The organism is Ancylomarina subtilis (assembly GCF_004217115.1).
Taxonomy (GTDB): domain Bacteria; phylum Bacteroidota; class Bacteroidia; order Bacteroidales; family Marinifilaceae; genus Ancylomarina; species Ancylomarina subtilis.
In genome coordinates this window covers 196,037-220,150 of record NZ_SHKN01000002.1, presented here as the reverse complement: position 1 = coordinate 220,150, position 24,114 = coordinate 196,037, and the positions used below count along the sequence as shown (strand labels likewise).

Annotated in this window: 20 protein-coding genes and 2 tRNA genes; 16 read left to right on the top strand and 6 right to left on the bottom strand. The window is 36.8% G+C overall.

The genetic code is table 11. The features are described from left to right. The first annotated feature begins 47 nt into the window (after positions 1-47). On the top strand, positions 48-947 hold the full coding sequence (gene hemF, locus EV201_RS11845) for an oxygen-dependent coproporphyrinogen oxidase (RefSeq protein ID WP_130307863.1): 900 nt from the start codon (positions 48-50) through the stop codon (positions 945-947). 74 nt (positions 948-1,021) lie between these two features. Continuing rightward, positions 1,022-2,035 (top strand): ferrochelatase, encoded by a 1,014-nt coding sequence (gene hemH, locus EV201_RS11840; protein WP_130307862.1) that lies wholly within the window; start codon positions 1,022-1,024, stop codon positions 2,033-2,035. Positions 2,036-2,088: 53 nt separating this feature from the next. Here the strand turns inward: hemH and aspA are convergent, their stop codons facing one another. Both aspA and EV201_RS11830 read right to left on the bottom strand, forming a co-directional pair. Next, positions 2,089-3,495, bottom strand: coding sequence for an aspartate ammonia-lyase (aspA, locus tag EV201_RS11835; protein ID WP_130307861.1), 1,407 nt, complete (start codon positions 3,493-3,495; stop codon positions 2,089-2,091). 350 nt (positions 3,496-3,845) lie between these two features. Further along, on the bottom strand, positions 3,846-4,334 hold the full coding sequence (locus tag EV201_RS11830) for a DUF4494 domain-containing protein (RefSeq protein WP_130307860.1): 489 nt from the start codon (positions 4,332-4,334) through the stop codon (positions 3,846-3,848). A gap of 382 nt (positions 4,335-4,716) precedes the next feature. Between EV201_RS11830 and EV201_RS11825 the strand changes: the two genes are divergently transcribed. From EV201_RS11825 to EV201_RS11780, 11 genes are all read left to right on the top strand, one after another. Then, positions 4,717-4,790 (top strand) — tRNA-Met (locus tag EV201_RS11825). Between the two features lie 184 nt (positions 4,791-4,974). Further along, a tRNA-Met gene (locus EV201_RS11820) sits at positions 4,975-5,048 on the top strand. Positions 5,049-5,371: 323 nt separating this feature from the next. Continuing rightward, complete coding sequence (locus EV201_RS11815) at positions 5,372-5,746, top strand: START-like domain-containing protein (RefSeq protein ID WP_130307859.1); 375 nt, start codon at positions 5,372-5,374, stop codon at positions 5,744-5,746. 160 nt (positions 5,747-5,906) lie between these two features. Next, on the top strand, positions 5,907-7,367 hold the full coding sequence (locus tag EV201_RS11810; RefSeq protein ID WP_130307858.1) for an LptF/LptG family permease: 1,461 nt from the start codon (positions 5,907-5,909) through the stop codon (positions 7,365-7,367). Beyond that, a complete protein-coding gene (locus EV201_RS11805) occupies positions 7,360-7,824 on the top strand; it encodes a nuclear transport factor 2 family protein (protein WP_130307857.1) in 465 nt (154 codons plus the stop codon). The genes EV201_RS11810 and EV201_RS11805 overlap by 8 nt, the downstream gene beginning before the upstream one ends. A 35-nt stretch (positions 7,825-7,859) precedes the next feature. Then, positions 7,860-8,027 carry a DUF5522 domain-containing protein gene (locus EV201_RS16385; RefSeq protein WP_165389644.1) on the top strand — a complete coding sequence of 56 codons (168 nt, stop codon included), beginning with the start codon at positions 7,860-7,862 and terminating at the stop codon, positions 8,025-8,027. 14 nt (positions 8,028-8,041) lie between these two features. Next, positions 8,042-9,019 carry a methionyl-tRNA formyltransferase gene (gene fmt, locus EV201_RS11800; RefSeq protein WP_130307856.1) on the top strand — a complete coding sequence of 326 codons (978 nt, stop codon included), beginning with the start codon at positions 8,042-8,044 and terminating at the stop codon, positions 9,017-9,019. Between the two features lie 356 nt (positions 9,020-9,375). Further along, the gene (locus tag EV201_RS11795; protein WP_130307855.1) at positions 9,376-11,148 is read left to right on the top strand and encodes an AMP-dependent synthetase/ligase; all 1,773 of its coding nucleotides are present in this window, start codon (positions 9,376-9,378) and stop codon (positions 11,146-11,148) included. A 27-nt stretch (positions 11,149-11,175) separates the two neighbouring features. Continuing rightward, positions 11,176-13,578: a 3-hydroxyacyl-CoA dehydrogenase/enoyl-CoA hydratase family protein gene (locus tag EV201_RS11790; protein WP_130307854.1), complete on the top strand. Its 2,403-nt coding sequence runs from the start codon at positions 11,176-11,178 to the stop codon at positions 13,576-13,578. A 66-nt stretch (positions 13,579-13,644) separates the two neighbouring features. Then, positions 13,645-14,820 (top strand): acetyl-CoA C-acyltransferase, encoded by a 1,176-nt coding sequence (locus EV201_RS11785; RefSeq protein WP_207224476.1) that lies wholly within the window; start codon positions 13,645-13,647, stop codon positions 14,818-14,820. A 60-nt stretch (positions 14,821-14,880) separates the two neighbouring features. After that, positions 14,881-16,665, top strand: a complete 1,785-nt coding sequence (locus tag EV201_RS11780; protein WP_130307852.1) for an acyl-CoA dehydrogenase family protein — start codon at positions 14,881-14,883, stop codon at positions 16,663-16,665. A gap of 141 nt (positions 16,666-16,806) precedes the next feature. On the opposite strand, the gene EV201_RS11775 is transcribed toward EV201_RS11780, so the two are convergent. Together EV201_RS11775 and EV201_RS11770 are read right to left on the bottom strand one after the other, a co-directional pair. Beyond that, the gene (locus EV201_RS11775) at positions 16,807-17,130 is read right to left on the bottom strand and encodes a hypothetical protein (RefSeq protein ID WP_130307851.1); all 324 of its coding nucleotides are present in this window, start codon (positions 17,128-17,130) and stop codon (positions 16,807-16,809) included. Between the two features lie 219 nt (positions 17,131-17,349). Next, positions 17,350-18,264: a glucosaminidase domain-containing protein gene (locus EV201_RS11770; RefSeq protein ID WP_130307850.1), complete on the bottom strand. Its 915-nt coding sequence runs from the start codon at positions 18,262-18,264 to the stop codon at positions 17,350-17,352. Between the two features lie 247 nt (positions 18,265-18,511). Between EV201_RS11770 and cdd the strand changes: the two genes are divergently transcribed. Further along, positions 18,512-18,997 carry a cytidine deaminase gene (gene cdd / locus EV201_RS11765; protein ID WP_130307849.1) on the top strand — a complete coding sequence of 162 codons (486 nt, stop codon included), beginning with the start codon at positions 18,512-18,514 and terminating at the stop codon, positions 18,995-18,997. A gap of 86 nt (positions 18,998-19,083) precedes the next feature. Here cdd and EV201_RS11760 read toward each other — a convergent pair whose 3' ends face one another. Both EV201_RS11760 and panB read right to left on the bottom strand, forming a co-directional pair. After that, positions 19,084-19,797, bottom strand: a complete 714-nt coding sequence (locus tag EV201_RS11760; RefSeq protein ID WP_130307848.1) for an RluA family pseudouridine synthase — start codon at positions 19,795-19,797, stop codon at positions 19,084-19,086. A gap of 53 nt (positions 19,798-19,850) precedes the next feature. Beyond that, positions 19,851-20,669 (bottom strand): 3-methyl-2-oxobutanoate hydroxymethyltransferase, encoded by an 819-nt coding sequence (panB, locus tag EV201_RS11755; protein ID WP_130307847.1) that lies wholly within the window; start codon positions 20,667-20,669, stop codon positions 19,851-19,853. A 400-nt stretch (positions 20,670-21,069) separates the two neighbouring features. Between panB and dnaK the strand changes: the two genes are divergently transcribed. Together dnaK and EV201_RS11745 are read left to right on the top strand one after the other, a co-directional pair. Further along, positions 21,070-22,977: a molecular chaperone DnaK gene (dnaK, locus tag EV201_RS11750; protein ID WP_130307846.1), complete on the top strand. Its 1,908-nt coding sequence runs from the start codon at positions 21,070-21,072 to the stop codon at positions 22,975-22,977. Positions 22,978-23,269: 292 nt separating this feature from the next. After that, complete coding sequence (locus EV201_RS11745) at positions 23,270-24,073, top strand: toxin-antitoxin system YwqK family antitoxin (protein WP_130307845.1); 804 nt, start codon at positions 23,270-23,272, stop codon at positions 24,071-24,073. The last annotated feature ends 41 nt before the right edge of the window (positions 24,074-24,114 follow it).

Here is a 24,114-nt window from a genome sequence, read left to right as displayed (position 1 = left end):
CTCTGAAAGAATCAAGTAACAAAATCATCCATCTGAAAATCGTTCAAATGACTAAAGAACAAATAGCTGATCAATTTAAATCGCTCCAAAATACAATCACACAAACACTGGAAACCACTGAGGGGAAAGCCAAATTCAAAGAAGATATCTGGAATCGGGAAGGTGGCGGTGGCGGAAGAAGTCGAATCATCGCAAATGGTAATATCATAGAAAAAGGTGGCGTTAACTTTTCTGCGGTACATGGTCGTTTACCTGAAAAAATAAAATCGAAACTACAGATTAAATGTGATGATTTCTTTGCCACAGGTGTTTCACTTATCATGCATCCTGAAAATCCTCATGTTCCTATAGTCCACATGAATGTTCGTTACTTCGAGCTGGCTGATGGGAACTATTGGTTTGGTGGCGGAATTGACTTAACCCCTATCTATATTGACAAAAAGGAAGCCGCTAATTTTCACCAGGCTCTCAAGGCCGTTTGCGATAAATATACTCCTGATTTATATCCCCAATATAAAAAATGGGCTGATGATTACTTTTTTCTAAGTCATAGAAATGAAACCCGAGGTGTAGGAGGTATATTTTTTGATCATCTGAATGAATCTGAGGGTCTGAAAAAAGAAGAAATTTTAAACTTCGTAATGGAAATTGGACAGCTCTTTGCACCTCTTTATGCTGAAATCATGACAAAAAATGCCAATAACCCCTACTCCAATCAGGAAAAAGACTGGCAGTTGCATCGTCGTGGCCGATATGTTGAATTTAATCTTTTACAAGATAAAGGAACCCGATTTGGAATAGATACCAATGGTCGAGCCGAATCCATTCTGGTAAGCATGCCTCCCGAAGTGAAATGGACTTATCAATATAAAATTGAATCAGGCTCGCCTGAGGATGAAACCATCAAGCTTTTAAGAAAAGACATCAACTGGATTGAATATCTGTAGAGAAACTAAATTCGCTTGCTCATTGATTCATTTTTAAATATCTTCACACAAGCTCATCCAACTTCAACACGAAAATGAATAAAAAAACAACTATTCTTCTTATCAATCTTGGAACTCCCAAAAGTCCAAATGTAAAAGATGTCAGATCGTATCTGAAAGAATTTCTTAATGATAAACGAGTTATTGATATTCCCTGGCTTCTACGTAAAATTTTAGTGAATCTGATTATCATTCCCTTTAGGGCAAAATCCTCATCGAAAATTTACAAAAAGCTATGGACTTCTGAGGGATCACCTCTTTTGATTTATGGCGAAAGCGTGAAATCGAAGTTGCAAGCCCAATTAGGCGATAACTATCAGGTCGAATTGGCGATGCGCTATAATGAGCCATCTTTACCCAAAGTTCTTGGTAAAATAAAGAATGAAATGCCGGAACGTTTAATCATTTTTCCCATGTATCCGCAATATGCGTCTTCATCAACAGGATCAACGATTGAACGCGTGATGGAACTAATGAAGCCTTGGGAAGTCATTCCTGAGGTCAATATCATCAATCAGTTTTTTGAAGATCCGGATTACATCAAAATTATTACAAACAATGCATTGAAACATGATTTAACAAGCTTTGATCATTTTGTCTTTTCGTTTCATGGCTTACCCATCAGACAAATCAATAAAGTGCACCCAGGACGAAATTGCAAAACCTGTGATTGTGACAAAACGTTTAATCGTGAAACCGATTATTACTGTTACAAGGCTACTTGCTACGAAAATGCAAGACTCATTGCAAATGAACTCAACATTCCTAAGAACAAATACACCGTTGCTTTTCAATCGAGATTGGATAAAGATTGGCTGGAACCATTTGCTGATAAACTAATGATTCAGCTGGCTCAGGAAGGCAAGAAAAACATTATGGTATTCAGCCCGGCCTTTGTTGCCGACTGTTTGGAAACAACAATCGAAATCGGAGGTGAATTCACCGATCTATTCACTGAAAATGGGGGAGAGAAATTGGTTCTTGTTGAAAGTCTAAACGATAATCCTGCCTGGATTAAAACAATTAAAAAACTTATTCTCAATCAATAAAAAAAAGAGCCATCCTTAAGATGGCTCTTTCTAAATATGATAATTCGTAACAATTAAGCTTTAATAAATTTTTGTGGCTTAATCATACGTTCTGGTGCAAGAATTTCATCAAGTTTTTCTTTCGTCAATAAACCTTCTTCAAGAATCAAATCGTAAACACTTCGATTTTCTGCCAATGCACGTTTTGCAATTCTGGATGACGCCTCGTACCCTAAAGTTGGATTAACAGCTGTTACAATACCGATGCTATTAAGAACCATCTCTTTACAATGCTCAACATTTGCTGTAATACCATCGATACAACGCTCTTTTAAAGTCGACATACCGTTTTTCAACATTTCAATTGATTCCAACATGGCACGAACCATTACCGGCTCCATAACATTCAATTCCAATTGTCCTGCTTCAGCAGCAAAAGTAACGGTCAAATCATTACCAATCACTTTATAAGCAATTTGGTTCACAACCTCAGGAATCACAGGATTTACTTTACCTGGCATGATAGAAGAACCAGGCTGCATTTTTGGTAAATTAATTTCATTGAATCCACAACGAGGTCCTGAAGATAATAAGCGTAAGTCATTACAGATTTTAGAAAGCTTAATAGCTAAACGCTTTATTGCTGATGAATACATCACATAAGAACCTGTATCAGGAGTCGCCTCAATAAGGTTACCTGCCAATACAATTTCCATTTTTGAAATATCGCGTAGATGCTTGATACATTTCTCAGAATATTCTGGTTCAGAATTGATACCGGTTCCAATAGCTGTAGCCCCCATGTTAACCTCTAAGAATAGCTTTGCATTTTCATTAAGACGAAGGATCTCTTCTTCAAGATTTACAGCCCATGCTTCAAACTCTTGTCCTAAAGTCATTGGTACCGCATCTTGCAACTGGGTACGACCCATCTTCAAAACATCCTTGAATTCTTCACCTTTAGCTCTGAAAGAAGCAATTAACTCTTTCAGGTTCGCAACCAAAGCCTCATTTTTAAGAATCAAACCAATCTTGATACCAGTAGGATATGCATCATTAGTCGATTGAGAAAGGTTAACGTGATTGTTTGGGTGACATTTCTCATAATCACCTTTTTCAAAGCCCATGATTTCTAAAGCACGGTTTGCAATCACCTCATTCGCATTCATATTGGTTGAGGTACCAGCCCCACCCTGGATCATATCAACAGGAAATTCTTCGATAAGTTTTCCATCAATAATTTCCTGACAAGCTTCAGTAATAGCAGCAGTCAATTCATCTGATAATAATCCTAAATCATTATTGGCTTTTGCTGCAGCCCATTTTACCATGGCTAGAGCTTTGATGTATTTTGGATATGCACTAAGCTTTACACCACAAATATCAAAGTTCTCAATTGCTCTTAGAGTCTGAATTCCATAATACGCTTCTGCAGGAACTTCTTTGTAACCTAATAAATCGTGTTCTGTTCTTGTCTTCATATGTTAATGCTTTTGCTTCAATACCACCCCCCAAGGCAATATATCGCGTCTATTTTTAGATAATTTTATTCAGCAAATGTAAAGTTTCATTCAGATTTTGTCCACTAATTAAATGCAATTTCGATATTCAAATAAAAAAGACAAAACAAAACCATCAACCAACTGCATTACAGTAAATTACCAACCCGGAATTCCAATACTACTTCACATAAAACAGTATTCGAAAAATGTTTTTCAACAGAAAACAATCGTTTCCGTAAAATTACGATGCAAATCAGAATAAATAAAACCTAAAAACAAAAAAGGAGCAAATTGTGAATTTGCTCCTTTTATATTTGAGACTAACTAATTTAGTCTTCGACTTCGGCAAGTGGTTTTAAATTCTCAGGAATTTCCTCATTTAGCTCATCCTTAAAAAATGGAAACACATCCATAATTGGACTCTCAGCAACTGATGGAATTTCAAAAGGGACAATCATGTCGCTTAAGCCTTCAGTTAAATATTCGTAAGCATCTTTTACATTATTGGCCTCAACCAACATGTAGTTGTTTGACTTTTTCTCTTTTCCGGACTCCTCATCAACGGAAACAAAAGTCGTTTTAGCCTTAAACCAACGATCCCCATTCTCGTTTGGAAACAATTCGCTGATATTTGACTTACTTATATTGGTCACAATAAAATCACTATGAATCATCTTTTCCAATTCGGTATGAATACGAGCTTCCGCCTCAGTAAAAGAAACGGCATCTACTAAATAGGGCTCGGTTACTTTCTTTTCTTTACCATTTTCGTCAATTTTAACGTATTTCACTTTGCATTCAAACCAATTGTTAGTCATAGTATGGTGTTTTTATATGATTAAAGATTCAATTTTCCCTTATTTATGAAAGGCAGACAAAGATACAATTCTCAAGTCAAATACACTTAGGAAAATCTGTGATTAATTATTGTTTGAATCACCCATTTTTTTTATTCAGAACACAAACATTACCCAATCACTTACTCAGAAACAAGCTTTCTGTATGGCACTAACAATAGGCATTCCCTCATTTTTCTGATGAAAATCCTAATGAATAACTTTTTTTGAAAAAAATATTAAAGGCTAACTATCTAATAAACAAAGACACCAATTCTCAATCGAAATATTTTAAATTAAAATTTAAGATCTTCCTTTTTTTTTATTCAGAAATGACGCTATATTTGCATCGCAATTGAGAAACGGCGAGGTAGCTCAGTTGGTTAGAGCGCATGATTCATAATCATGAGGTCGGCGGTTCAAACCCGCCTCTCGCTACTCAAAAGGCTTAGATTTTCTAAGCCTTTTTTTATTTTCCTTCTTTTCTACAAATATTTTTTAATCCCACAGGCTTCTGTGTTCTAAAGGGTTTCATAAATATCAGAATCGAAATATCAAAAAATAAAAAAAAAGATTTTTTAAATTAAAAATAGACGCTATATTTGCATCGCAATTGAGAAACGGCGAGGTAGCTCAGTTGGTTAGAGCGCATGATTCATAATCATGAGGTCGGCGGTTCAAACCCGCCTCTCGCTACTCAAAAGGCTTAGATTTATCTAAGCCTTTTTTTATTTTCCATCTTTCCAGAATTTTTTCAAATAACTGATAAAAACAATTACAAACCACTGAAAAGATTTATTTTTTGCATATCTTATACCAAACAATATATACTAGAGGACTCATAATTACGTTTTCATTCTTTTTTAGAATAAAGATAAAAAGATAATTTAGTTAAGTATTATTTATTACTTTTGCGCCTGAATATCAGACCATCGATTAGGACAAACATGATATTAGCTAAGCATTTACAATACAGATATTAAGAAATAACTCAACCTGAAAAGAAAACATCTAAACATATGACAAAATACGATTTAGAATATGTCATTCACGCCTCTCAAAAGGTATTGTTTGAACGCTTAAGTACTTCAAGTGGATTGTCTGAATGGTTTGCGGATAATGTAAATCAAAAAGGAAAAATCTTCACTTTTGAATGGGATGGATCTGAACAGAAAGCTGAAATGGTTTATAAGAAAGAGAACCAAGTTGTTCGATTCCATTGGTTAGATAGTGAAGATGAAGACAGTTATTTTGAATTTCGTTTTGAAATAGATGCATTAACCAATGATTTATCATTAATTATTACTGATTTCGCTGACGAAGACGAAATTGATGAAAACATGGAACTTTGGGATACTCAAATCTCAGAACTGAAACACGTGTTGGGTGCATAATTTTTAACACTCAAAAACATATATTCCTGATAAAATACTTTATTTTTGTAAGCAGTAAGACCAGATTTCATATATAACTGGTCTTATTTTTTGCATTATAAAATGAGCTTGTATTAAGTCAATCAACCTCGCTTGATTCTTAATATTGAATACCAGATCCATGAAACGACTACACGCCTTTATACTAAAAAGTTTTTTAGGTCCTTTAACGTTCACCTTCTTCATCTGCATGTTTGTTTTGCTCATGCAATTTCTCTGGCGCTATATCGATGAGTTTGTTGGCAAAGGCCTGGAGTGGACTGTTATTGCAGAGTTCATGTTCTACGTTTCAGCCACCCTTGTCCCCATGGCACTTCCATTAGCAATTCTTTTAGCCTCCATCATGTCTTTTGGAAATATGGGCGAAAACTATGAGTTGATTGCGATGAAAGCTGCAGGCATTTCTTTGCAACGAATCATGCGTCCACTAATTATCCTTGTTATGTTTATAGGTTTGGGTGCATTTTATTTTTCGAACTATGTCATGCCCGTTGCTTCACTTAAAACAAGTGCTCTGCTTTACGATATCAAACACCAAAATCCTGAACTTGTTTTAAAAGAGGGGGTCTTCACAACTGATCTTCCGGGTTTTGGCATTAAGGTTGGTAAAATAAACAAAGAAACCGGAATGATTTATGATTTGCTAATTTATGACCACCGGGCTAATGAAGGAAATAAGCAGGTTATTATTGCTGATTCCGGAAGCATGTCAACAAGTGAAGATAAATTATTCATGGATTTAACGCTTTATAGTGGCAACATATACGAAGATGTTAAACCTAAAAAGCATAGAGATCGGGATAAACACCCCTCTCAAAGAAGCAAATTCGAGTTATATAAAACAACAATTAGCCTGCCAGGTAATGAACTGAAACGCACCGATGAGGATCGCTTTCGCAATTCGTACCGAATGTTGAATCTGACGCAACTTGCTCTACAAAAGGACACTCTTGTAAATGAGTTAAACGAAGAAAAACAACGATTAGCACACCAGTTATCAAGCTATCAATACTTTAAAAAAGAGAGTCGAACTGCTCGTAATGATTCAACTCGCCAGATTCTTTTAAATGCTAAAACCTGGAGTGCTGACTCATTATATCAACAACTCGACTTAAGTGACAAACTCAGATCGGTTGGCAATGCGCTAACTTACAGTCGAAAATCCAAGGAGCGTATTTCAAGAAATTTATCTATACAACAAGCTAAAAATAAGTGGATAAAAAAACACGATAACGAATGGCATCGTAAATTCACATTATCTTTCGCCTGCATTATCTTTTTCTTTATTGGAGCACCTCTAGGCGCTATCATCAGAAAAGGTGGTTTGGGTATGCCTGTTATCGTATCGGTTATTTTCTTTATCATCTATTACATCATTTCAATGACGGGTGAACGAGCTGCACGCGAGCTTGTTTTATCTCCATTCGTGGGAATGTGGATTTCATCCATTGTTATTCTTCCATTGGGTATTATACTGACCTATAAGGCTACAACTGATTCAGGAATCTTAAATATCGATGTCTATATTAATTTCTTTAAAAAGATTAATCCAGCTAAACTTTTCTCGAAAAAAGATGCTTAAGCGAATTCTATTTTTTCTGGCAGTCATAATTACTTTAGGGTCTTGTCAAGACAAAACAGAGACAACCTCTGAAGACTTGAACACGCTATTAGATAATTGGCATTTAGCAGCAAGTCATGCCGATATTGACAGCTATTTCTCAGCTTTTGCAGATGATGCCATTTATATAGGAACTGATGCTTCTGAGAGATGGACAAAACACGAATTTTATTCATTTTGTGAGCCTTATTTTGCTAAAGGCAAAGCTTGGGATTTTAAAGCATTCGACAGAAAAATCTATTTTTCAGAAGATGGTCATACAGCCTGGTTCAATGAACTACTCAATACATGGATGGGCGTGTGCCGAGCCTCAGGTGTGTTGACATTAAAAAATGGAACTTGGAAAATTTCTCAATATCACTTATCAGTGACGATCAAAAATGAGAAAATGAAACAATTCCTTGAAATTAAACAATAGGGATGAAACCTCCTCAAACAGACGACTGATTTACTATGTTCGACGAATTAAAACCAGATATCGATTACTACATGAGCCCCGATGGCTACCGCATATTAACTAAGAAATACCTCAGTGAAAGAGGCTATTGTTGCGGAAATGGATGCAAACACTGTCCTTACTTTCCCAAACATACCAAAGGCAATCAAACTTTAAAAGAATAAAAAACAAAGACAACATGAGTCAGAATAGCTTACGAATTGTTTATATGGGAACTCCCGAATTTGCTGTAGCTCCGCTTAATGCCCTAATAGAGTCAGGCTGCAATGTTGTTGGAGTTGTTACCAATCCGGATAAACCAGCCGGTCGAGGTCAAAAAATTCAAGAGTCAGCTGTAAAAAAATATGCTCTTGAAAAAGGCCTACCCATTCTCCAACCCGAGAAATTCAGAAATGAGAACTTTCTTGCAGAATTAAAAGCACTAAATGCCGATTTACAAGTCGTGGTAGCATTTAAAATGTTACCCGAAATGGTCTGGAATATGCCTAAATATGGAACATTAAATCTTCATGCTTCTTTACTCCCTCACTACCGTGGCGCTGCGCCCATCAATTGGGCAATTATGAATGGAGACAAAGAATCGGGTGTATCCACCTTTCTCCTGCAAAAAGAAATAGACACCGGGAATGTCATTTTTCAGGAAAAAGTCAATATTGGAGAAAATGATAACCTTGAGATTTTACATGATAAATTAATGGAAATCGGATCTCAACTGGTTGTCAAAACTGTTCGGGCCATTGAAGCCGGTGGCTATCCGCAAATTCCACAAGAAGATTTAATTACTGAAGGCGAAACACTAAAAGTAGCTCCAAAAATCTTTAAGGATGATTGTAAAATAAACTGGTCAGCCACAATTGATAAGATTCACAATCACATTAGAGGGCTGAGTCCTTACCCGGCAGCATGGACAGAACTCATAGACGCTAATGATAAAAAAGTAGCTCTTAAAGTCTATTCTGCATTTAAAGAAATAGCAGAACATTCACACCCTACAGGTTCACTTATAAGTGATAAGAAAACATACTTAAAAGTGGCTGTTGATGGCGGTTTTATAAATCTAACTACCATTCAAATGGCTGGAAAGAAAAAGATGGATATTGGTGATTTCCTGAGAGGTTTTCAGCAAATCAATAACTACAAGCTCCTAACCGACTAGGAATTATTAAATAAATTTGATAGAAAGAGGTTATCTCCAAGAGGTAACCTCTTTTTTGTTGATCGGCCCAATCCATGAATTTTAATTCTTAAAACACAGTATTAATTTCTTTCACAAAGAAGCTACAGTTCCCTTCACAAAATATTTTTCCTTTTCAAAAAAGATTTGCTTAACTTTTAAAGAGGATTAAATAAATCCACATTTTCAACGAAACATGTTTCCCGATCTGTGCAGTTGAGTTTCGTTACTTTTAACAATCTATACACCTCATCAGGTGCGTAGATTCTCCCATTATCATTAGAAAACAATATAGGCATACGCCAACAGAAGTCCGTTTAACATCAAAATATAGGCTTATGGTAACGCGCATATTTGATTTATTAGATAATTATCAGCAGCATTTCCCTGATAAACTCTCAGCTCTTGTAAAGAAAGAAGATGGAGTATGGATAAGTTACAGCACACAAGAGTATATCCGTAATTCAAATCTGTTAGCATTTGCTTTTCTAGAATTAGGATTTAAAAAAGGGGACCGTGTTGTTAGTATTTCAAACAACCGCCCTGAATGGAACTTCTTAGACATGGCCTTGGCCCAATCCGGCTTAGTTCATGTGCCTCTTTACCCAACCATAGGAAGCAAAAGCTACAATTATATAATTGAGCACTGTAAACCTGTAGCTATTTTTGTTGCAAACGAAACGCATTATACAAAAATTCAGGAGGCCGTTGACAATCAAACTTTCGTACCCAAAGTTTACTCATTTGATCAGATCAATGAGGTTGTAAACTGGTCAACATTATTAAAACTTGGGACAGAATCTGAAAGTAAACAGACGGAAAAACTTCTTGAGATAAAAAACAGCATTTCACCTAAAGATTTATTAACCATTATTTATACATCCGGGACTACTGGTACACCCAAAGGTGTGATGCTTTCTCATCAAAATTTTCTAAGTAATGTTCTGGCTTCAGCTGAACGTTTAATCCTTAATTCAAGCCACAAGGTTTTAAGTTTTTTACCCATCAATCACGTTTACGAGCGTATGGTTAATTATCAATACCAATACAAAGGCCTCAGTATTTATTATGCCGAAAGCATGGATACCATTGGAGAAAACTTGCAAGAAATTAAACCGCATGGGTTTGCAACAGTTCCACGACTTTTAGAGAAGGTATACGATAAAATTATGGCCAAAGGGAAAAGTCTCAGTTTTTTTAAGCGTTCCCTATTCAACTGGGCTGTAAGCCTAGGCTACCGGTATGAACTTAACAGAGCAAACGGAGAATGGTATGAGTTTAAATTAAAAATTGCCAGAAAACTTGTTTTCAGTAAATGGCAAGAAGCTTTAGGCGGTAACATCCTATTCATGTGTTCCGGAGGAGCGGCTCTTCAGGTTCGTTTGGAACGCTTATTTTGGGCGGCTGGTATTCCGGTACAAGAGGGCTATGGTCTGACTGAAACCTCACCAATTATTGCTGCCAATCAAAGCACATGGCCTGATATCCGCTTCGGAACTGTTGGCCCCCTTATCAAAGGTGTGGAAGTGAAAATAGCTGACGATGGCGAAATATTAGCCAAAGGCCCAAATATCATGTTGGGTTATTATAAAGATCCGGAACTGACCCAACAAGTTATCGATGAAAATGGCTGGTTTCATACAGGAGATATAGGCTGTATGGAGGATAATAAGTTTCTGAAAATCACAGATAGAAAAAAGGAGATATTCAAAACATCAGGTGGGATATACATCGCACCGCAAGTAATGGAAAACAAATTAAAAGAATCTCCCTTTATCGATCAGGTTATTGTCATTGGTGAAGCAGAACGTTTCCCTGCAGTGATTATTTCACCAAATTTCGATTTTTTGGAGTCCTATGCGAAACGAAAAAACATTCCATACAACAGTAAGGAACAAATTATTAGTAACGACAGAATCATAAAACGTATCTGGCGTGAATTAATAAAAAACAATAAACACTACGATCACCCCAAGCGTATAAAAAGTATGCGACTTGTAACCGATACCTGGACCCCTGAAACGGGAGAACTTTCACCAACACTTAAACTAAAACGTAAGGTTTTAAGAGAAAAATATCGGGATCTAATCAAAGATATCTATACCAACTAATCTCATTCTATCGATAAATCACACACTATGAACTATAAAATAAAGAAAGTTGCCGTACTTGGAGCAGGTGTAATGGGTGCACAAATTGCTTGTCATTTTGCGAACATTGGCGTTCAGGTGCTATTACTGGATATTGCCCCAAAGGAACTCAGCGAGAAAGAAGTCAAGCTTGGACTGGACCTGAGCGATCCTCAAGTTAAGAATAGAATCACGCATGAGCTTTTCAATCGGACTTTAAAACTAAAACCGGATCCATTATACAAAAAAGAATTTACCCAAAGAATAACTTTGGGAAACTTCGACGATGACCTTTCTAAAATAAATGACTGTGATTGGATAATTGAAGTTGTTGTCGAAAATCTTGAGATAAAGAAAGCACTCTACGAAAAGATTGAACTTTATAGAAAAGAAAATACATTAATAACGACTAATACGTCGGGTATTCCGATTCAATTATTAACTCAGGAAAGAAGTGAAAATTTCAAACACTATTTCTGTGGAACCCATTTTTTTAATCCCCCACGATATTTAAAACTACTGGAAATTATCCCGGCTAAGGAAACGTTAAAAGAAGTCGTCGAATTCATCTCGCATTACGGAGAACGATTCCTTGGGAAATCTGTCGTGCCTTGTAAAGACACCCCTGCTTTTATTGCAAACAGAGTTGGCATTTATTCTATGATGTCTGTTGTTCACCTGATGGACGAGATGGATTTCTCTGTTCAGAAAATAGATAAACTAACGGGTCTTATTATTGGTCGACCCAAATCTGCAACTTTCAGAACCTGCGATGTTGTTGGGCTTGATACCTTGGTGTTTGTAGCACAAAACTTACAAAAAGCTTTAGTTAATGATGAAGCCAGGGAAACTTTCTTAGTGCCTGAGCATATTCAAAAAATGTTAGATCTGAAGTGGCTGGGTTCTAAAACCAAACAGGGATTTTATAAAAAAGTAAAAAAAGAAAATGGTGAGAGTGAAATCCTAAGTCTAAACCTGGATAGCTTTGACTATCAACCTATGCAAAAATTAAAAATTGCAGAATTTGAAAAGGCAAAAGCACTCCCAGAAGTAACAAAGAGAATAAAAAGTTTGATTTCCGGCGATTCCAAAATCAATCTCTTTTATCAAAAACTCTTTTTCGGCTTATTTGCCTATATCTCGAACCGTATACCCGAAATAACAGACGATTTGTTTAAGATTGATGAAGCCATGTGCGCAGGCTTTGCTTGGGAAATTGGCCCCTTTGAAATCTGGGATAGTTTGGGCCTCGAGAAAACCATTCCACAAATGGAAAAACTTGGTATGAAACCCGCTGCCTGGATTTATGAAATGATGGAAAATAAAGAATCATTTTATCAGCTTAAGGATGGACACCAGCAGTATTACAATATCAGTGCAAACAAACACATTACAATTCCCGGTTCGGAGCAATTTATTTCTCTTAAGAATATCCGCTCGAGCCAAACCTTATGGCAAAATGAAGGCTGTAGCATAATCAATCTTGGTGATGGCATCATCAATTTAGAATTTCATTCTAAGATGAATACCATCGGAAGTGAAATTATTCAGGGAATCAATAAAGCCATCGAAATTACAGAAACTGATCACCAAGCTCTAATCATATCAAACGAAGGCGATCATTTTTCTGCCGGAGCAAATATCGGGTTGGTCTTCATGTTAGCTATTGAACAAGAATATGACGAATTGGACATGGTTGTAAAAACATTCCAAAACACCATGCTCAAACTTAAATATGCACCATTCCCTGTCATTGCTGCACCTCATAACATGGCGCTTGGTGGCGGTTGTGAAATTAGTATGCATTGTGATAAGGTGATTGCGCATGCCGAAACCTATATGGGATTAGTTGAGCTCGGTGTGGGAGTTATTCCAGCCGGAGGAGGGACAAAAGAATTTGCCTTACGCTTATCTAACGAAATCCAAACAGATGATGTCCGAATTAACCGATTCAGAGATAAATTTCTAACCATCGGACAAGCTAAAGTTTCGACATCAGCTTGGGAAGCTTTCGACCTGGGCTACCTCAGAAAAGATCTTGACGAAATTGTTGTCAGCAGAAAACATCAACTCAAATATGCTAAGCAAGCCGCCCTTATAATGATAGAAAAGGGTTACACCCCTCCTATTCCACCCAAGGATATTACGGTTCTTGGTCAGGAAGGCCTTAGTTTGGTTTATTCGGGTGCAGACGGCATGCAGGTCGGAAATTATATTTCAGAATACGACAAACACATCTCAATCGAACTGGGTAAAATACTTAGTGGAGGTGAGTTAAATGAACCTTCCCAGGTTTCAGAGAATTATCTTTTAAATCTGGAGCGCAAAACCTTTGTGAAACTTTGCCAGCAGAAAAAAACCCTGGAACGTATGCAAAGCCTATTACAAAAAGGGAAAATATTAAGAAATTGATTTATTCATATTGAAAAAATCTAATCCTAAAGTTATTCTACAGATCAATCTCTAACACAAAATATTATGACCGCATATATAATAGCCGCAAAACGAACTGCAGTAGGAAAAGCAAAAAAAGGAAAGCTTCGTCTGATTCGCCCCGATGATATGGCAGCCAAACTCGTTCAGGAAATCATGGGACAATTCCCTATGCTCACGAATACCCAAATAGATGATGTGATCGTAGGGAATGCCATGCCGGAAGCTGAACAGGGCCTGAATATGGGCCGGATGATTTCTTTAATGGGACTGAATAGTGTTACGATTCCTGGAATGACGGTTAACCGCTACTGTTCTTCAGGACTGGAATCCATCGCAATAGCTGCTTCAAAAATTGAAATGGGGTTGGCGGATTGTATACTGGCTGGTGGTGCTGAATCCATGTCATTGATTCCCATGGGAGGTTGGCGAGTTGTTCCAAACCTAAATATAGCCAAAGGCAATCCAGATTGGTACTGGAATATGGGAATCACAGCAGAAGCCCTCCACAAAAAATACAATATCTCTCGTGAAGATCAGGACCAATTCGCCTTTCATTCTCACAGAAAAGCGATAGAGGCCATTTCAAATAATCGATTTGCTGATGAAATTGTCCCCATCAAAGTGATTGAGAATTTCGTAAATGGAAACGACATATTGGAGCAAAAAGAACATATTATCTCTCAGGATGAAGGCCCAAGAAAAGATACAACATTAGAGGGTTTAAGTAAACTCAGACCTGTATTTGATATGAAAGGCACAGTTACTGCTGGAAATTCCTCACAAACCTCAGATGGCGCTGCCTTCGTTCTGGTTGTATCAGAAAAGATGCTTAAAGAACTTAATGTTGAGCCCATCGCTCGTTTCGTCAATTATGCTGTGACCGGAGTGGAACCCAAACACATGGGTATTGGTCCTATTACTGCGATTCCCAAAGTTCTGAAACGGTCGGGCATAGCGATGAATCAAATTGAACAATTGGAATTGAATGAAGCATTTGCGGTTCAGGCTTTGGCTGTTATGAGAGAGCTGAATATCAACCCTAACATTACAAATATAAATGGAGGGGCAATTGCTCTGGGACATCCTCTGGGCTGCACAGGAACAAAATTGACTGTCCAGTTGATTCATGAAATGAAAAAACAGAAACAAAAATATGGCATGGTCAGCATGTGTGTGGGATCTGGGCAAGGGGCAGCTGGAATATTCGAAGTCTTCTAGTCCAAAAAGAAAAACACTAACAGATATTTTAAAATATTAAGAACTCAAAAATCCTCAGATATGACAACGACAAAATATCCCAAAGGCGGTGAATTCCTGGTAAAAGAAACCAAACCGCAAGACATATTCATTCCAGAAGAATTCTCTGAAGAACAAATCATGATTAAAGAAACCTGTAGGGATTTTCTTGAAAAAGAAGTCGCCCCCCTACTCGATGAAATCGATAACAAGAAAGACGGTTTGATGGTTGAACTTTTGGGTAAGGCTGGAGAACTGGGGTTATTGGGCATAGCTATACCCGAAAAATATGAAGGTTTTGGACAAGACATGAACACCTCTATGTTAAGCACCGAAATAATCGGAACCTACAGCTCATTTGCGGTTGCATTTGCAGCTCATGCTGGCATAAGCACGCTTCCTATTCTTTATTATGGAACTGAAGAACAAAAAAACAAATACCTCCCCAAACTAGCAAGTGGTGAATACAAAGGAGCCTATTGCTTAACAGAACCCGGAGCTGGTTCTGATGCCAGTTCATGTAAATCAAAAGTCACATTTTGCAAGGAAAGCAAGCACTACATTCTAAATGGACAAAAAATGTGGATTACCAATGCTGGCTTTGCCGATGTCTTCACGGTATTTGCAAAAATCGACGATGACAAAGAACTGAGTGCTTTTATTGTTGAAAAATCGTACGATGGCATCAGTTTGGGTCAGGAAGAGCCAAAAATGGGAATCAAAGGATCTTCAACCTGCATGATATTTTTTGAGGATTGTAAAATTCCATCAGAAAACCTTCTGGGCCAAAGGGGTGATGGTTTCCGAATTGCACTAAACGTCTTGAATAATGGAAGACTAAAACTAGCTGCAGCTGTATTGGGAGCCGGAAAAAATGTCATCACCAACACAATTACTTATGCTAACGAACGTGTTCAATTTGGGAAGAGTATCTCCAATTTTGGAGCCATAAAAGCTAAGATGGGACAACAATGTATTCGTCTATTTGCAATCGAATCGGCCATTTATCGATGCAGCAACGATATACATAACAACCTAACTGAATTAATAGATAATGGAATGAGCAAAGAAGATGCAGTTATAAAGGCTCAAAAAGAATTTGCCGCAGAATCAGCCATTCTGAAAGTCGCTAGTTCAGAAGCTCTGGATTTTGTGGTAGACGAGGGCGTACAGATTTACGGTGGCATGGGTTATTCTTCTGAAGCACCTATGGAAAGAGCATATCGCGACTCACGTATCAACCGCATATTTGAAGGAACCAATGAAATCAACCGCATGTTGGTTGTCGATTTCCTTCTGAAAAAAGCCTTTAAAAATGAACTTCCCCTTTTATCCGCTTCACAAGCCGTTGCTAAAGAATTAATGTCCATCCCTGACTTTGGTGAAGTTGATGATAGTCTGTTCATCAGAGAAAATAAGCTTATCGCTAATTTTAAGAAAGCCGCTCTTTTAGTAGCAGGTGCTGCCGCTCAGAAATTCATGAAGAAATTAGGTGAGGAGCAAGAGGTACTAATGAATATTTCAGATATCATTGCCGATTGTTACTTGTCAGAATCTGTTTTATTGAGAGTTGAGCGCTTGATTGAATTAAAAGGAGAAGAAAACTGCAAAGAACAAATTGCCATGGCAGAAGTTTTCTTGTACGATGCGGCTGATCGTATTCACAAAAATGCCAAAGATGCCCTTAATTCTTTTGCCTCTGGCGATGAATTAAGAATGATGCTACTTGGCATCAAACGTTTCACCAAACACTCAGGTTTAAATAGTAAAGAATCTCGACGAATAATTGCTAAAAAATTAATTGAAGAGAATAGATACTGCTTCTAAAATAAAAAGCCTCTTATTGCTAAACGTCAATTTGGTAATAAGAGGTTTTTTAAATCATAAAAATTCACCACTTTATTTTTCGTGTCATAATCGGGTAGTAAGATAATCTACATCAAATGGATGCAGACTATGATTCTTGAACTATTTCTCTTCAACTATTGCTGGTTTAGGTGGTTCCACTTCCTCCTCAAAAGGAGCATCAGTTCCTTTTACAACAGAGTGCTTATAATCGTTAGGATTTAAAATTATGCCTGTTCTTGTTACATTTATTAAATTAGAATGATTGTAAGTCAAAACAACCATCTCATTATTTTCCAAATCGATAAGTGTTTGCAACACATTCGATTCCGTTCCTGATTGAGAAATAAATAAAGCATTCTTAGGTATATTAATTCTCGAAGGAGCTTCTACTACAGTTTGAGTAATAGAACAGCTACACATAGCTAGGCCAATAAGACTGGTCATAAGATATTTATTCATAACGAAATTATTATTTATTAAAAACTCTATTTTTCGACATTACAGGTTGGTATGCTACCCGAAATCCAAACTGCTCCTTTTTTTCAAGCCCCTCTTCAGGCGACTTCAAATCAGAAGTTATTTTTTGCAATTTCTTCAAAGCAAAAGAAAACGCTTCTTTAATAAATACATAGTCTTTCTCTTTCCTCTGGAATATTTTTAAACTTATCTTTTGCGTAAATAAACCCTGTCGCCTGCAGAAACTTCATGTTTCTTAGAAAAACCATTAAACTTTCGAATTCTCTTAAGCTTCACACAATACTTCTGAGAAATATCGTACAAAGTCTCACCCGCTTTTACCAGGTGGAAATTGTATCCTCTGGCCGCCTTATTCCTTTTTTTATGGAAATATAAAATTTGATCTATACTTAAAACATAGTCTTTAGGAAGTTCATTATATTTCAACAATTTGGCTCGGCTAACCCCCATATTCTTTTCTAAATTGTAAAAAGTATCTCCCTTTATAACCTTAATAAAATGAACCCCATTGGCAACCTCTAACCTTAGATCTAAATCACCTAGACTCTTCTCAAATTTTGATTTTTCATGATGACTGGACTGATTTCTATTGGTATTACTATCAAAAAGATATAACTCCTCCTCCTCAATAATATCGATCAGCATGCGAGCATATTTAGGGTGGGTAGCATAACCCGCTTTTTTCAATCCCCTGGCCCAGCCTTTATAATCGGTTGGTTTCAGTTTGAATAAGAATTCATAACGTGATCTTTTCGTCAAAAATTCAGAATGATCTTTGTAGGACTGATAAGGATCTTTATACTTTCTAAAACACTCATTTTTCCTATCATCATCAATTTTAATCGATGGTCCGGTCCAATCGTGACATTTTATTCCAAAATGATTATTGGCTTTTGTAGCCAAAGTTGAATTTCCATTGCCTGATTCGAGCAAGCCTTGTGCTAAAGTTATACTGGCAGGTATTCCTGTACGTTGCATTTCAAGAATTGCCAATTCTTTGTATTTGTCAATATAAACCTTCCTCGGGTTTTTCTCGGCAAAAGTCAGTGTTGAGAACAGACAACAAACAATAAAAATCAGTAGAGGCTTATGTAATTTCATATATCTTTCTTTATAATATTAGAACCGTAATCTATCATTAACCAGAGGCTTATTGTCGATTTCAATATTTGAAAAATATGATTTTCAAAAGGGATTAAAAATACACCTTTACAAAATATTAATAATAATTCTATATCTTTATCGCCACTTCTAGTAAACAACCATAAAAATAGGAAATCAAAATACAATCCTACTATTCTCCGTTAATTTGTAATAAAAAATTATTTATCAGGAAATTTGTATGGTAATGAAGAAAACTCAACTAATTACAACTGTTCTAGAATACAATTCAATCGAAGAACTTGATTCTATCAATCAAGAATTGATTAATAAAGCCAAAGAAGCCACTCAGTCATCATATTCCCCATATTCAAAATTTAGTGTTGGAGCTGCTATATTACTTGAGAATGGCGAAATCATTCAGGGAAGTAATCAGGAAAACTCAGCCTATCCGTCAGGTTTATGTGCCGAAAGAGTTGCCATGTTTTATGCCAATTCAAAATACCCTAATATCCCTGTTAAAAGCATTGCAATTGCTTGTTATAACAATGGGCAATTTCTTGAAAGACCTATTCCACCTTGTGGGAGCTGCCGTCAGGTTTTATTGGAAACCGAAGAGCGTCACAATACCCCCATGCAAGTTTTCCTTTATGGACAAAAACAGATATTCGAAATAGAAAACATCAAGCAATTACTGCCTCTTTATTTCGAAAAAGACATGCTCGACGAGTAAACCTCAGCGTTCGTAAAAAAGAAATGGCTAAATCCTCAAACATATGCTGAAGATTTAGCCATTTTTATTTTATCGCTGAATTATCCTTAAGATTTACCTATAACCAAATGGTATAACTCTTTCCAAAGATTATCGTTTTTAGGAATCGGTGCCTTAATGGTAATCGGTTCCTGTTTTACCGGATGCATGAAACTAATTTCACGTGCATGAAGGTCGATACCTCCCCCTTTGTTCGAACGAGGGTAACCATATTTCAAGTCACCACGAATCGGACAACCAATTCTTGCCAGCTGAGCACGAATTTGATGATGACGTCCTGTATGTAGTTTAACCTCCAATAAGTAATACTTCTGTGATCGAGTCAAAAGTTTGTACTCTAAAGTCGATTCTTTGGCCCCTTTTTTCTTCTTATCGAAAACATTACTCTTATTTCTTTCTTCATTTTTCAATAAGAAGTGTGTCAGAACTTCTTCTTCAAGTCTAGGACAACTACTTACAATAGCCCAGTAAACCTTACGAACTTCCTCTCCTTTTTGTTGAAACATTAAATTCAGACGAGTAAGAGCCTTGCTTGTTTTAGCAAAAATTACAACACCACTAACAGGTCTATCCAGTCTGTGAGGCAAGCCTAAATAAACATCGCCTGGCTTATTGTATTTCTCTTTAATGTAAGCCTTTACCATTTCGCTCAAAGGCTCATCTCCGGTTTTGTCTCCCTGAACGATATCGCCTCTTCGCTTATTTACAGCTATAATATGATTATCCTCATACAATACCTCTAATCTTTTTTCTTTTGCCATATGTCAATGTATCATTAGCAATCTAAAATCACTAATTCAATATTTATAAATTCTTAATATTGCTCTCTTTCGTTTGGAAAATCTTTCGACTTCACATCTTCGATATAATTCTCAACTGCCCCCTTCATTTCGGCAAACAAATTGTGATATCGTCTTAAAAAACGTGGCGAAAACTCCTGTGTAATTCCCAGCATATCATGTGCAACTAAAACCTGACCATCAACGCCACCTCCTGCACCAATTCCGATAACCGGAATTGAAATTGATTCAGCAACTTTAGTTGCCAAACTTGCTGGTATTTTTTCTAAAACAATGGCAAAACAACCCGCCTCTTCTAGCATTTTAGCATCTTCCAATAATTTTTGAGCTTCTTCCTCCTCTTTTGCCCGAACGGCATAAGTCCCAAATTTATGAATCGACTGCGGGGTTAATCCCAAATGTCCCATTACAGGAATACCTGCTGATAAAATACGATTAACCGATTCCAGGATCTCACGTCCACCTTCCAACTTTACGGCATCAGCACTACATTCCTTCATGATACGAATAGAAGAACATAAAGCCTCTTTCGAGTTTCCCTGGTAAGTTCCAAAAGGTAAGTCGACAACAACTAATGCACGATTGACAGCCCGAACCACCGAAGCGCCATGGTATATCATTTGATCCAAAGTTATTGGAAGTGTTGTTTCATGACCCGCCATCACATTCGAAGCAGAGTCTCCAACTAGAATCACATCCACACCTGCCTTATCAACTATACTAGCCATTGAATAATCGTAAGATGTTAACATGGCAATTTTTTCTCCTTTCAGCTTCATCTCCGAAAGAATATGAGTGGTCACTCGTTTAATTGATTCTTTATGAATTGACATTTTTTTTGTTGCTAATTTTTAAACAGTTCAATCTGCAAAGCTACTTTAAGTATTGCAACTTTACTCCGCAAAGTTAGAAAAAGATTGAAATAAGTTGAAACAGTTAGAGATAAACTAGATGGACGAGAATATTCTATAAACAAAGACAAACTCGACTTTTAATCTGATAGTCACAGGATACTTGCTCCAAACACAAACTATTCTTTCGTGATTGATGACGCAATCATGTCTTTTTGGCAGCAATTCTGACATGTAAAAGCCGTTTTTTGACAATCTCAGTGCCAAATATGCATTGCTTTTGGCAGAAAATATATTGGCACAGGCTTTGATTAAATCCAATCGAGTTTAAAAATGAACTCAAAAACAAAATCGAATATTAAAAACTTAAATAAATAATAAAATGGGTAAGATTATTGGAATCGACTTAGGAACAACCAACTCTTGTGTTTCTGTAATGGAAGGAAATGAACCAGTTGTAATTCCTAACAGCGAAGGAAAAAGAACCACACCATCTATTGTGGCTTTTATTGAAAACGGAGAAAGAAAGATTGGTGATCCTGCAAAACGTCAAGCGATTACTAACCCAACTAAAACGATTTCTTCTATCAAGCGTTTCATGGGTGAAACATACGATAAAGTAACTAAAGAAATCGAACGTGTACCTTATAAAGTCGTTAAAGGCGACAACAACACTCCACGTGTATTAATCGACGATCGTAAATATTCTCCACAAGAAATTTCAGCAATGACTCTTCAAAAAATGAAGAAAACTGCTGAAGATTATTTAGGACAAGAAGTAACAGAAGCTGTAATTACCGTTCCTGCATATTTTAACGATGCACAACGTCAGGCGACTAAAGAAGCTGGTGAGATTGCAGGTTTAACTGTTAAGCGTATTATTAATGAGCCTACAGCAGCTTCATTGGCTTATGGTCTGGATAAGAAAGATCACGACATGAAGATTGCCGTATTCGACCTTGGTGGTGGTACTTTTGATATCTCGGTTCTGGAATTAGGTGACGGCGTTTTCGAAGTAAAATCAACCAATGGTGATACTCACTTAGGTGGTGACGATTTCGACCAAATCATTATTGACTGGTTGGCAGAAGAATTCCTTAAAGATGAGAACTTAGATCTTCGTAAAGATGCAATGGCTCTTCAGCGTTTAAAAGAAGCTGCTGAAAAAGCCAAAGTTGAATTGTCAAGCTCAACAAGCACTGAAATCAACTTGCCATATATCATGCCTGTAAACGGTATGCCTAAACACTTGGTTAGAACATTATCTCGTGCTCAATTTGAACAACTGGCTGATAAATTAATTCAAGCTGTACTTGAGCCATGTAAACTAGCTCTTAAAGATGCGGGTATTACTAAATCAGAAATTGATGAGGTTATCTTAGTAGGTGGATCAACTCGTATTCCTGCTATTCAGAATATCGTTCAGGAGTTCTTCGGCAAAGCGCCATCAAAAGGTGTTAACCCTGATGAGGTTGTTGCTGTAGGTGCTGCTATTCAGGGTGGTGTATTAACTGGTGAAGTTAAGGACGTTCTTCTTTTGGATGTGACTCCACTTTCAATGGGTATCGAAACAATGGGTGGTGTAATGACTAAGCTTATCGAAGCTAATACAACTATTCCAACTAAGAAAACTGAAACCTTTACCACTGCTGCCGACAACCAGCCTTCTGTAGACATTCACGTACTACAAGGTGAGCGTCCAATGGCAAATGGCAACAAGACTATCGGTCGTTTCAACTTAGATAACATTCCTCCAGCACAGCGTGGTGTACCACAAATCGAAGTAACGTTCGATATTGATGCAAATGGTATCCTAAACGTATCTGCTAAGGATAAAGGAACAGGAAAAGAGCAGTCAATTCGTATTGAGGCTTCTTCTGGATTATCAGATGAAGAAATCTCACGTATGAGAGACGAAGCAAAAGCAAATGAAGAAGCTGACAATAAGGCTAAGGAGAAGGTTGACACCTTGAATAAGGCAGACAGTACAATCTTCCAAACTGAAAAACAATTGAAAGAGATTGGTGATAAATTACCAGCTGACAAAAAACAGCCAATTGAAGATGCTCTTAATAAATTGAAAGAAGCTCATAAAGCTCAGGATGTTGAAGCAATCAATGCAGCTATTGAAGAATTGAATACTGTATTCCAGGCAGCATCTCAGGATATCTACAACGCTCAAGCTCAAGAACAAGCTGGACAGCCAGGACCTGATGCAGGTGCTCAAGGCGGACAGCAAACTAAAGCTGACGATGAAGTAACTGATGTTGACTTCGAAGAAGTGAAGTAATTAAAAGTTAAGAAGTAAACGTGACAATTCACGTCTGCTTCTTCAATATAAAAAAATGCCTACTGATAATTTTCAGTAGGCATTTTTTATTTTATCAAGTTAAAAACTTACAAACACAGTTCAGCACTAAAATAGCTCTCCATATCTTTCAAAGTATCCTCAGAAGTCTGAATATCATTTATTATTTTGCCTTTCTCCCAAACGACTATTCTCTCACAAATTCTTACTATTTTTGAGAGAGAACAATTTAAATATTCAACACTAACAGATCCAACACATTAAGTATAAACTCATGTCAAAATTCATTTCTTTCAGCTTGATCTTCCTATTTTCATTGACTCTATCCGCTCAAAACATCAATCAAGAAGATGAACAGGGGCGCAAACAGGGCTATTGGGAAAATACCACTCCAATGGGAAGAAAAATATATGCCGGAAACTTCAAAGATGGCTATCCTGAAGGTGAGATGCTTCGTTATCATGACAATGGAGCACTAAAAGCACATTTATTATTTTCTAATAAAGGGAAAAATGCCAAAGCAAAACTATACAATACCTATGGACAATTAGCTGCTAGTGGTAACTATACAAACAAAAAGAAAGATTCGTTGTGGCAATATTTTGACAAAAACGAACAGATTCTGATTCAGGAATATTATGTGGATGGAAAAAAGGATGGATTAAGCACGTATTACTATCCCAATAGCCAAGAATACGAAACCTATGAATATAAAAATAACCTTAAACACGGAAAGTGGATTCGTTATAACAGGTCTGGAAAAAAAATCATCAGTGCTCACTATTTAAATGGTAAATTAAATAATGCTTTCACAACCTATTATAACAATGGCATTATTAAAATTGATGGATTTTACAAGAACGGCAAACGACATGAAAAGTGGATCTTTTACACACCAAAGGGTCAGATTAATAAAACGATAATATACACAATGGGTGTTGCCAATAATCAGGATGAAATTGATGCCATTCAACAAAGAGAATTGGATGCCATGGAAGCAAACAAAAACAAGGATATTGACCCCGAACATTATATTGAGAACCCCACTGAATATTTGATGAAACAAAGAAGAAAATAACTATTTTGTAAGACGTACAGAGAACACATAATCAATTTATC

What these genes read in the sequence shown, in the direction of transcription:
- panB (WP_130307847.1), bottom strand. Translation starts at nt 20,669, where the DNA reads ATGTCAATTCATAAAGAATCAATTAAACGAGTGACCACTCATATTCTT.
- EV201_RS11790 (WP_130307854.1), top strand. Translation starts at nt 11,176, where the DNA reads ATGAACTATAAAATAAAGAAAGTTGCCGTACTTGGAGCAGGTGTAATG.
- aspA (WP_130307861.1), bottom strand. Translation starts at nt 3,495, where the DNA reads ATGAAGACAAGAACAGAACACGATTTATTAGGTTACAAAGAAGTTCCT.
- EV201_RS11785 (WP_207224476.1), top strand. Translation starts at nt 13,645, where the DNA reads ATGACCGCATATATAATAGCCGCAAAACGAACTGCAGTAGGAAAAGCA.
- EV201_RS11745 (WP_130307845.1), top strand. Translation starts at nt 23,270, where the DNA reads ATGTCAAAATTCATTTCTTTCAGCTTGATCTTCCTATTTTCATTGACT.
- EV201_RS11760 (WP_130307848.1), bottom strand. Translation starts at nt 19,797, where the DNA reads ATGGCAAAAGAAAAAAGATTAGAGGTATTGTATGAGGATAATCATATT.
- EV201_RS11805 (WP_130307857.1), top strand. Translation starts at nt 7,360, where the DNA reads ATGCTTAAGCGAATTCTATTTTTTCTGGCAGTCATAATTACTTTAGGG.
- EV201_RS11795 (WP_130307855.1), top strand. Translation starts at nt 9,376, where the DNA reads ATGGTAACGCGCATATTTGATTTATTAGATAATTATCAGCAGCATTTC.
- EV201_RS11815 (WP_130307859.1), top strand. Translation starts at nt 5,372, where the DNA reads ATGACAAAATACGATTTAGAATATGTCATTCACGCCTCTCAAAAGGTA.
- EV201_RS16385 (WP_165389644.1), top strand. Translation starts at nt 7,860, where the DNA reads ATGTTCGACGAATTAAAACCAGATATCGATTACTACATGAGCCCCGAT.
- EV201_RS11775 (WP_130307851.1), bottom strand. Translation starts at nt 17,130, where the DNA reads ATGACCAGTCTTATTGGCCTAGCTATGTGTAGCTGTTCTATTACTCAA.
- EV201_RS11810 (WP_130307858.1), top strand. Translation starts at nt 5,907, where the DNA reads ATGAAACGACTACACGCCTTTATACTAAAAAGTTTTTTAGGTCCTTTA.
- dnaK (WP_130307846.1), top strand. Translation starts at nt 21,070, where the DNA reads ATGGGTAAGATTATTGGAATCGACTTAGGAACAACCAACTCTTGTGTT.
- hemH (WP_130307862.1), top strand. Translation starts at nt 1,022, where the DNA reads ATGAATAAAAAAACAACTATTCTTCTTATCAATCTTGGAACTCCCAAA.
- hemF (WP_130307863.1), top strand. Translation starts at nt 48, where the DNA reads ATGACTAAAGAACAAATAGCTGATCAATTTAAATCGCTCCAAAATACA.
- EV201_RS11780 (WP_130307852.1), top strand. Translation starts at nt 14,881, where the DNA reads ATGACAACGACAAAATATCCCAAAGGCGGTGAATTCCTGGTAAAAGAA.
- EV201_RS11770 (WP_130307850.1), bottom strand. Translation starts at nt 18,264, where the DNA reads ATGAAATTACATAAGCCTCTACTGATTTTTATTGTTTGTTGTCTGTTC.
- cdd (WP_130307849.1), top strand. Translation starts at nt 18,512, where the DNA reads ATGAAGAAAACTCAACTAATTACAACTGTTCTAGAATACAATTCAATC.
- fmt (WP_130307856.1), top strand. Translation starts at nt 8,042, where the DNA reads ATGAGTCAGAATAGCTTACGAATTGTTTATATGGGAACTCCCGAATTT.
- EV201_RS11830 (WP_130307860.1), bottom strand. Translation starts at nt 4,334, where the DNA reads ATGACTAACAATTGGTTTGAATGCAAAGTGAAATACGTTAAAATTGAC.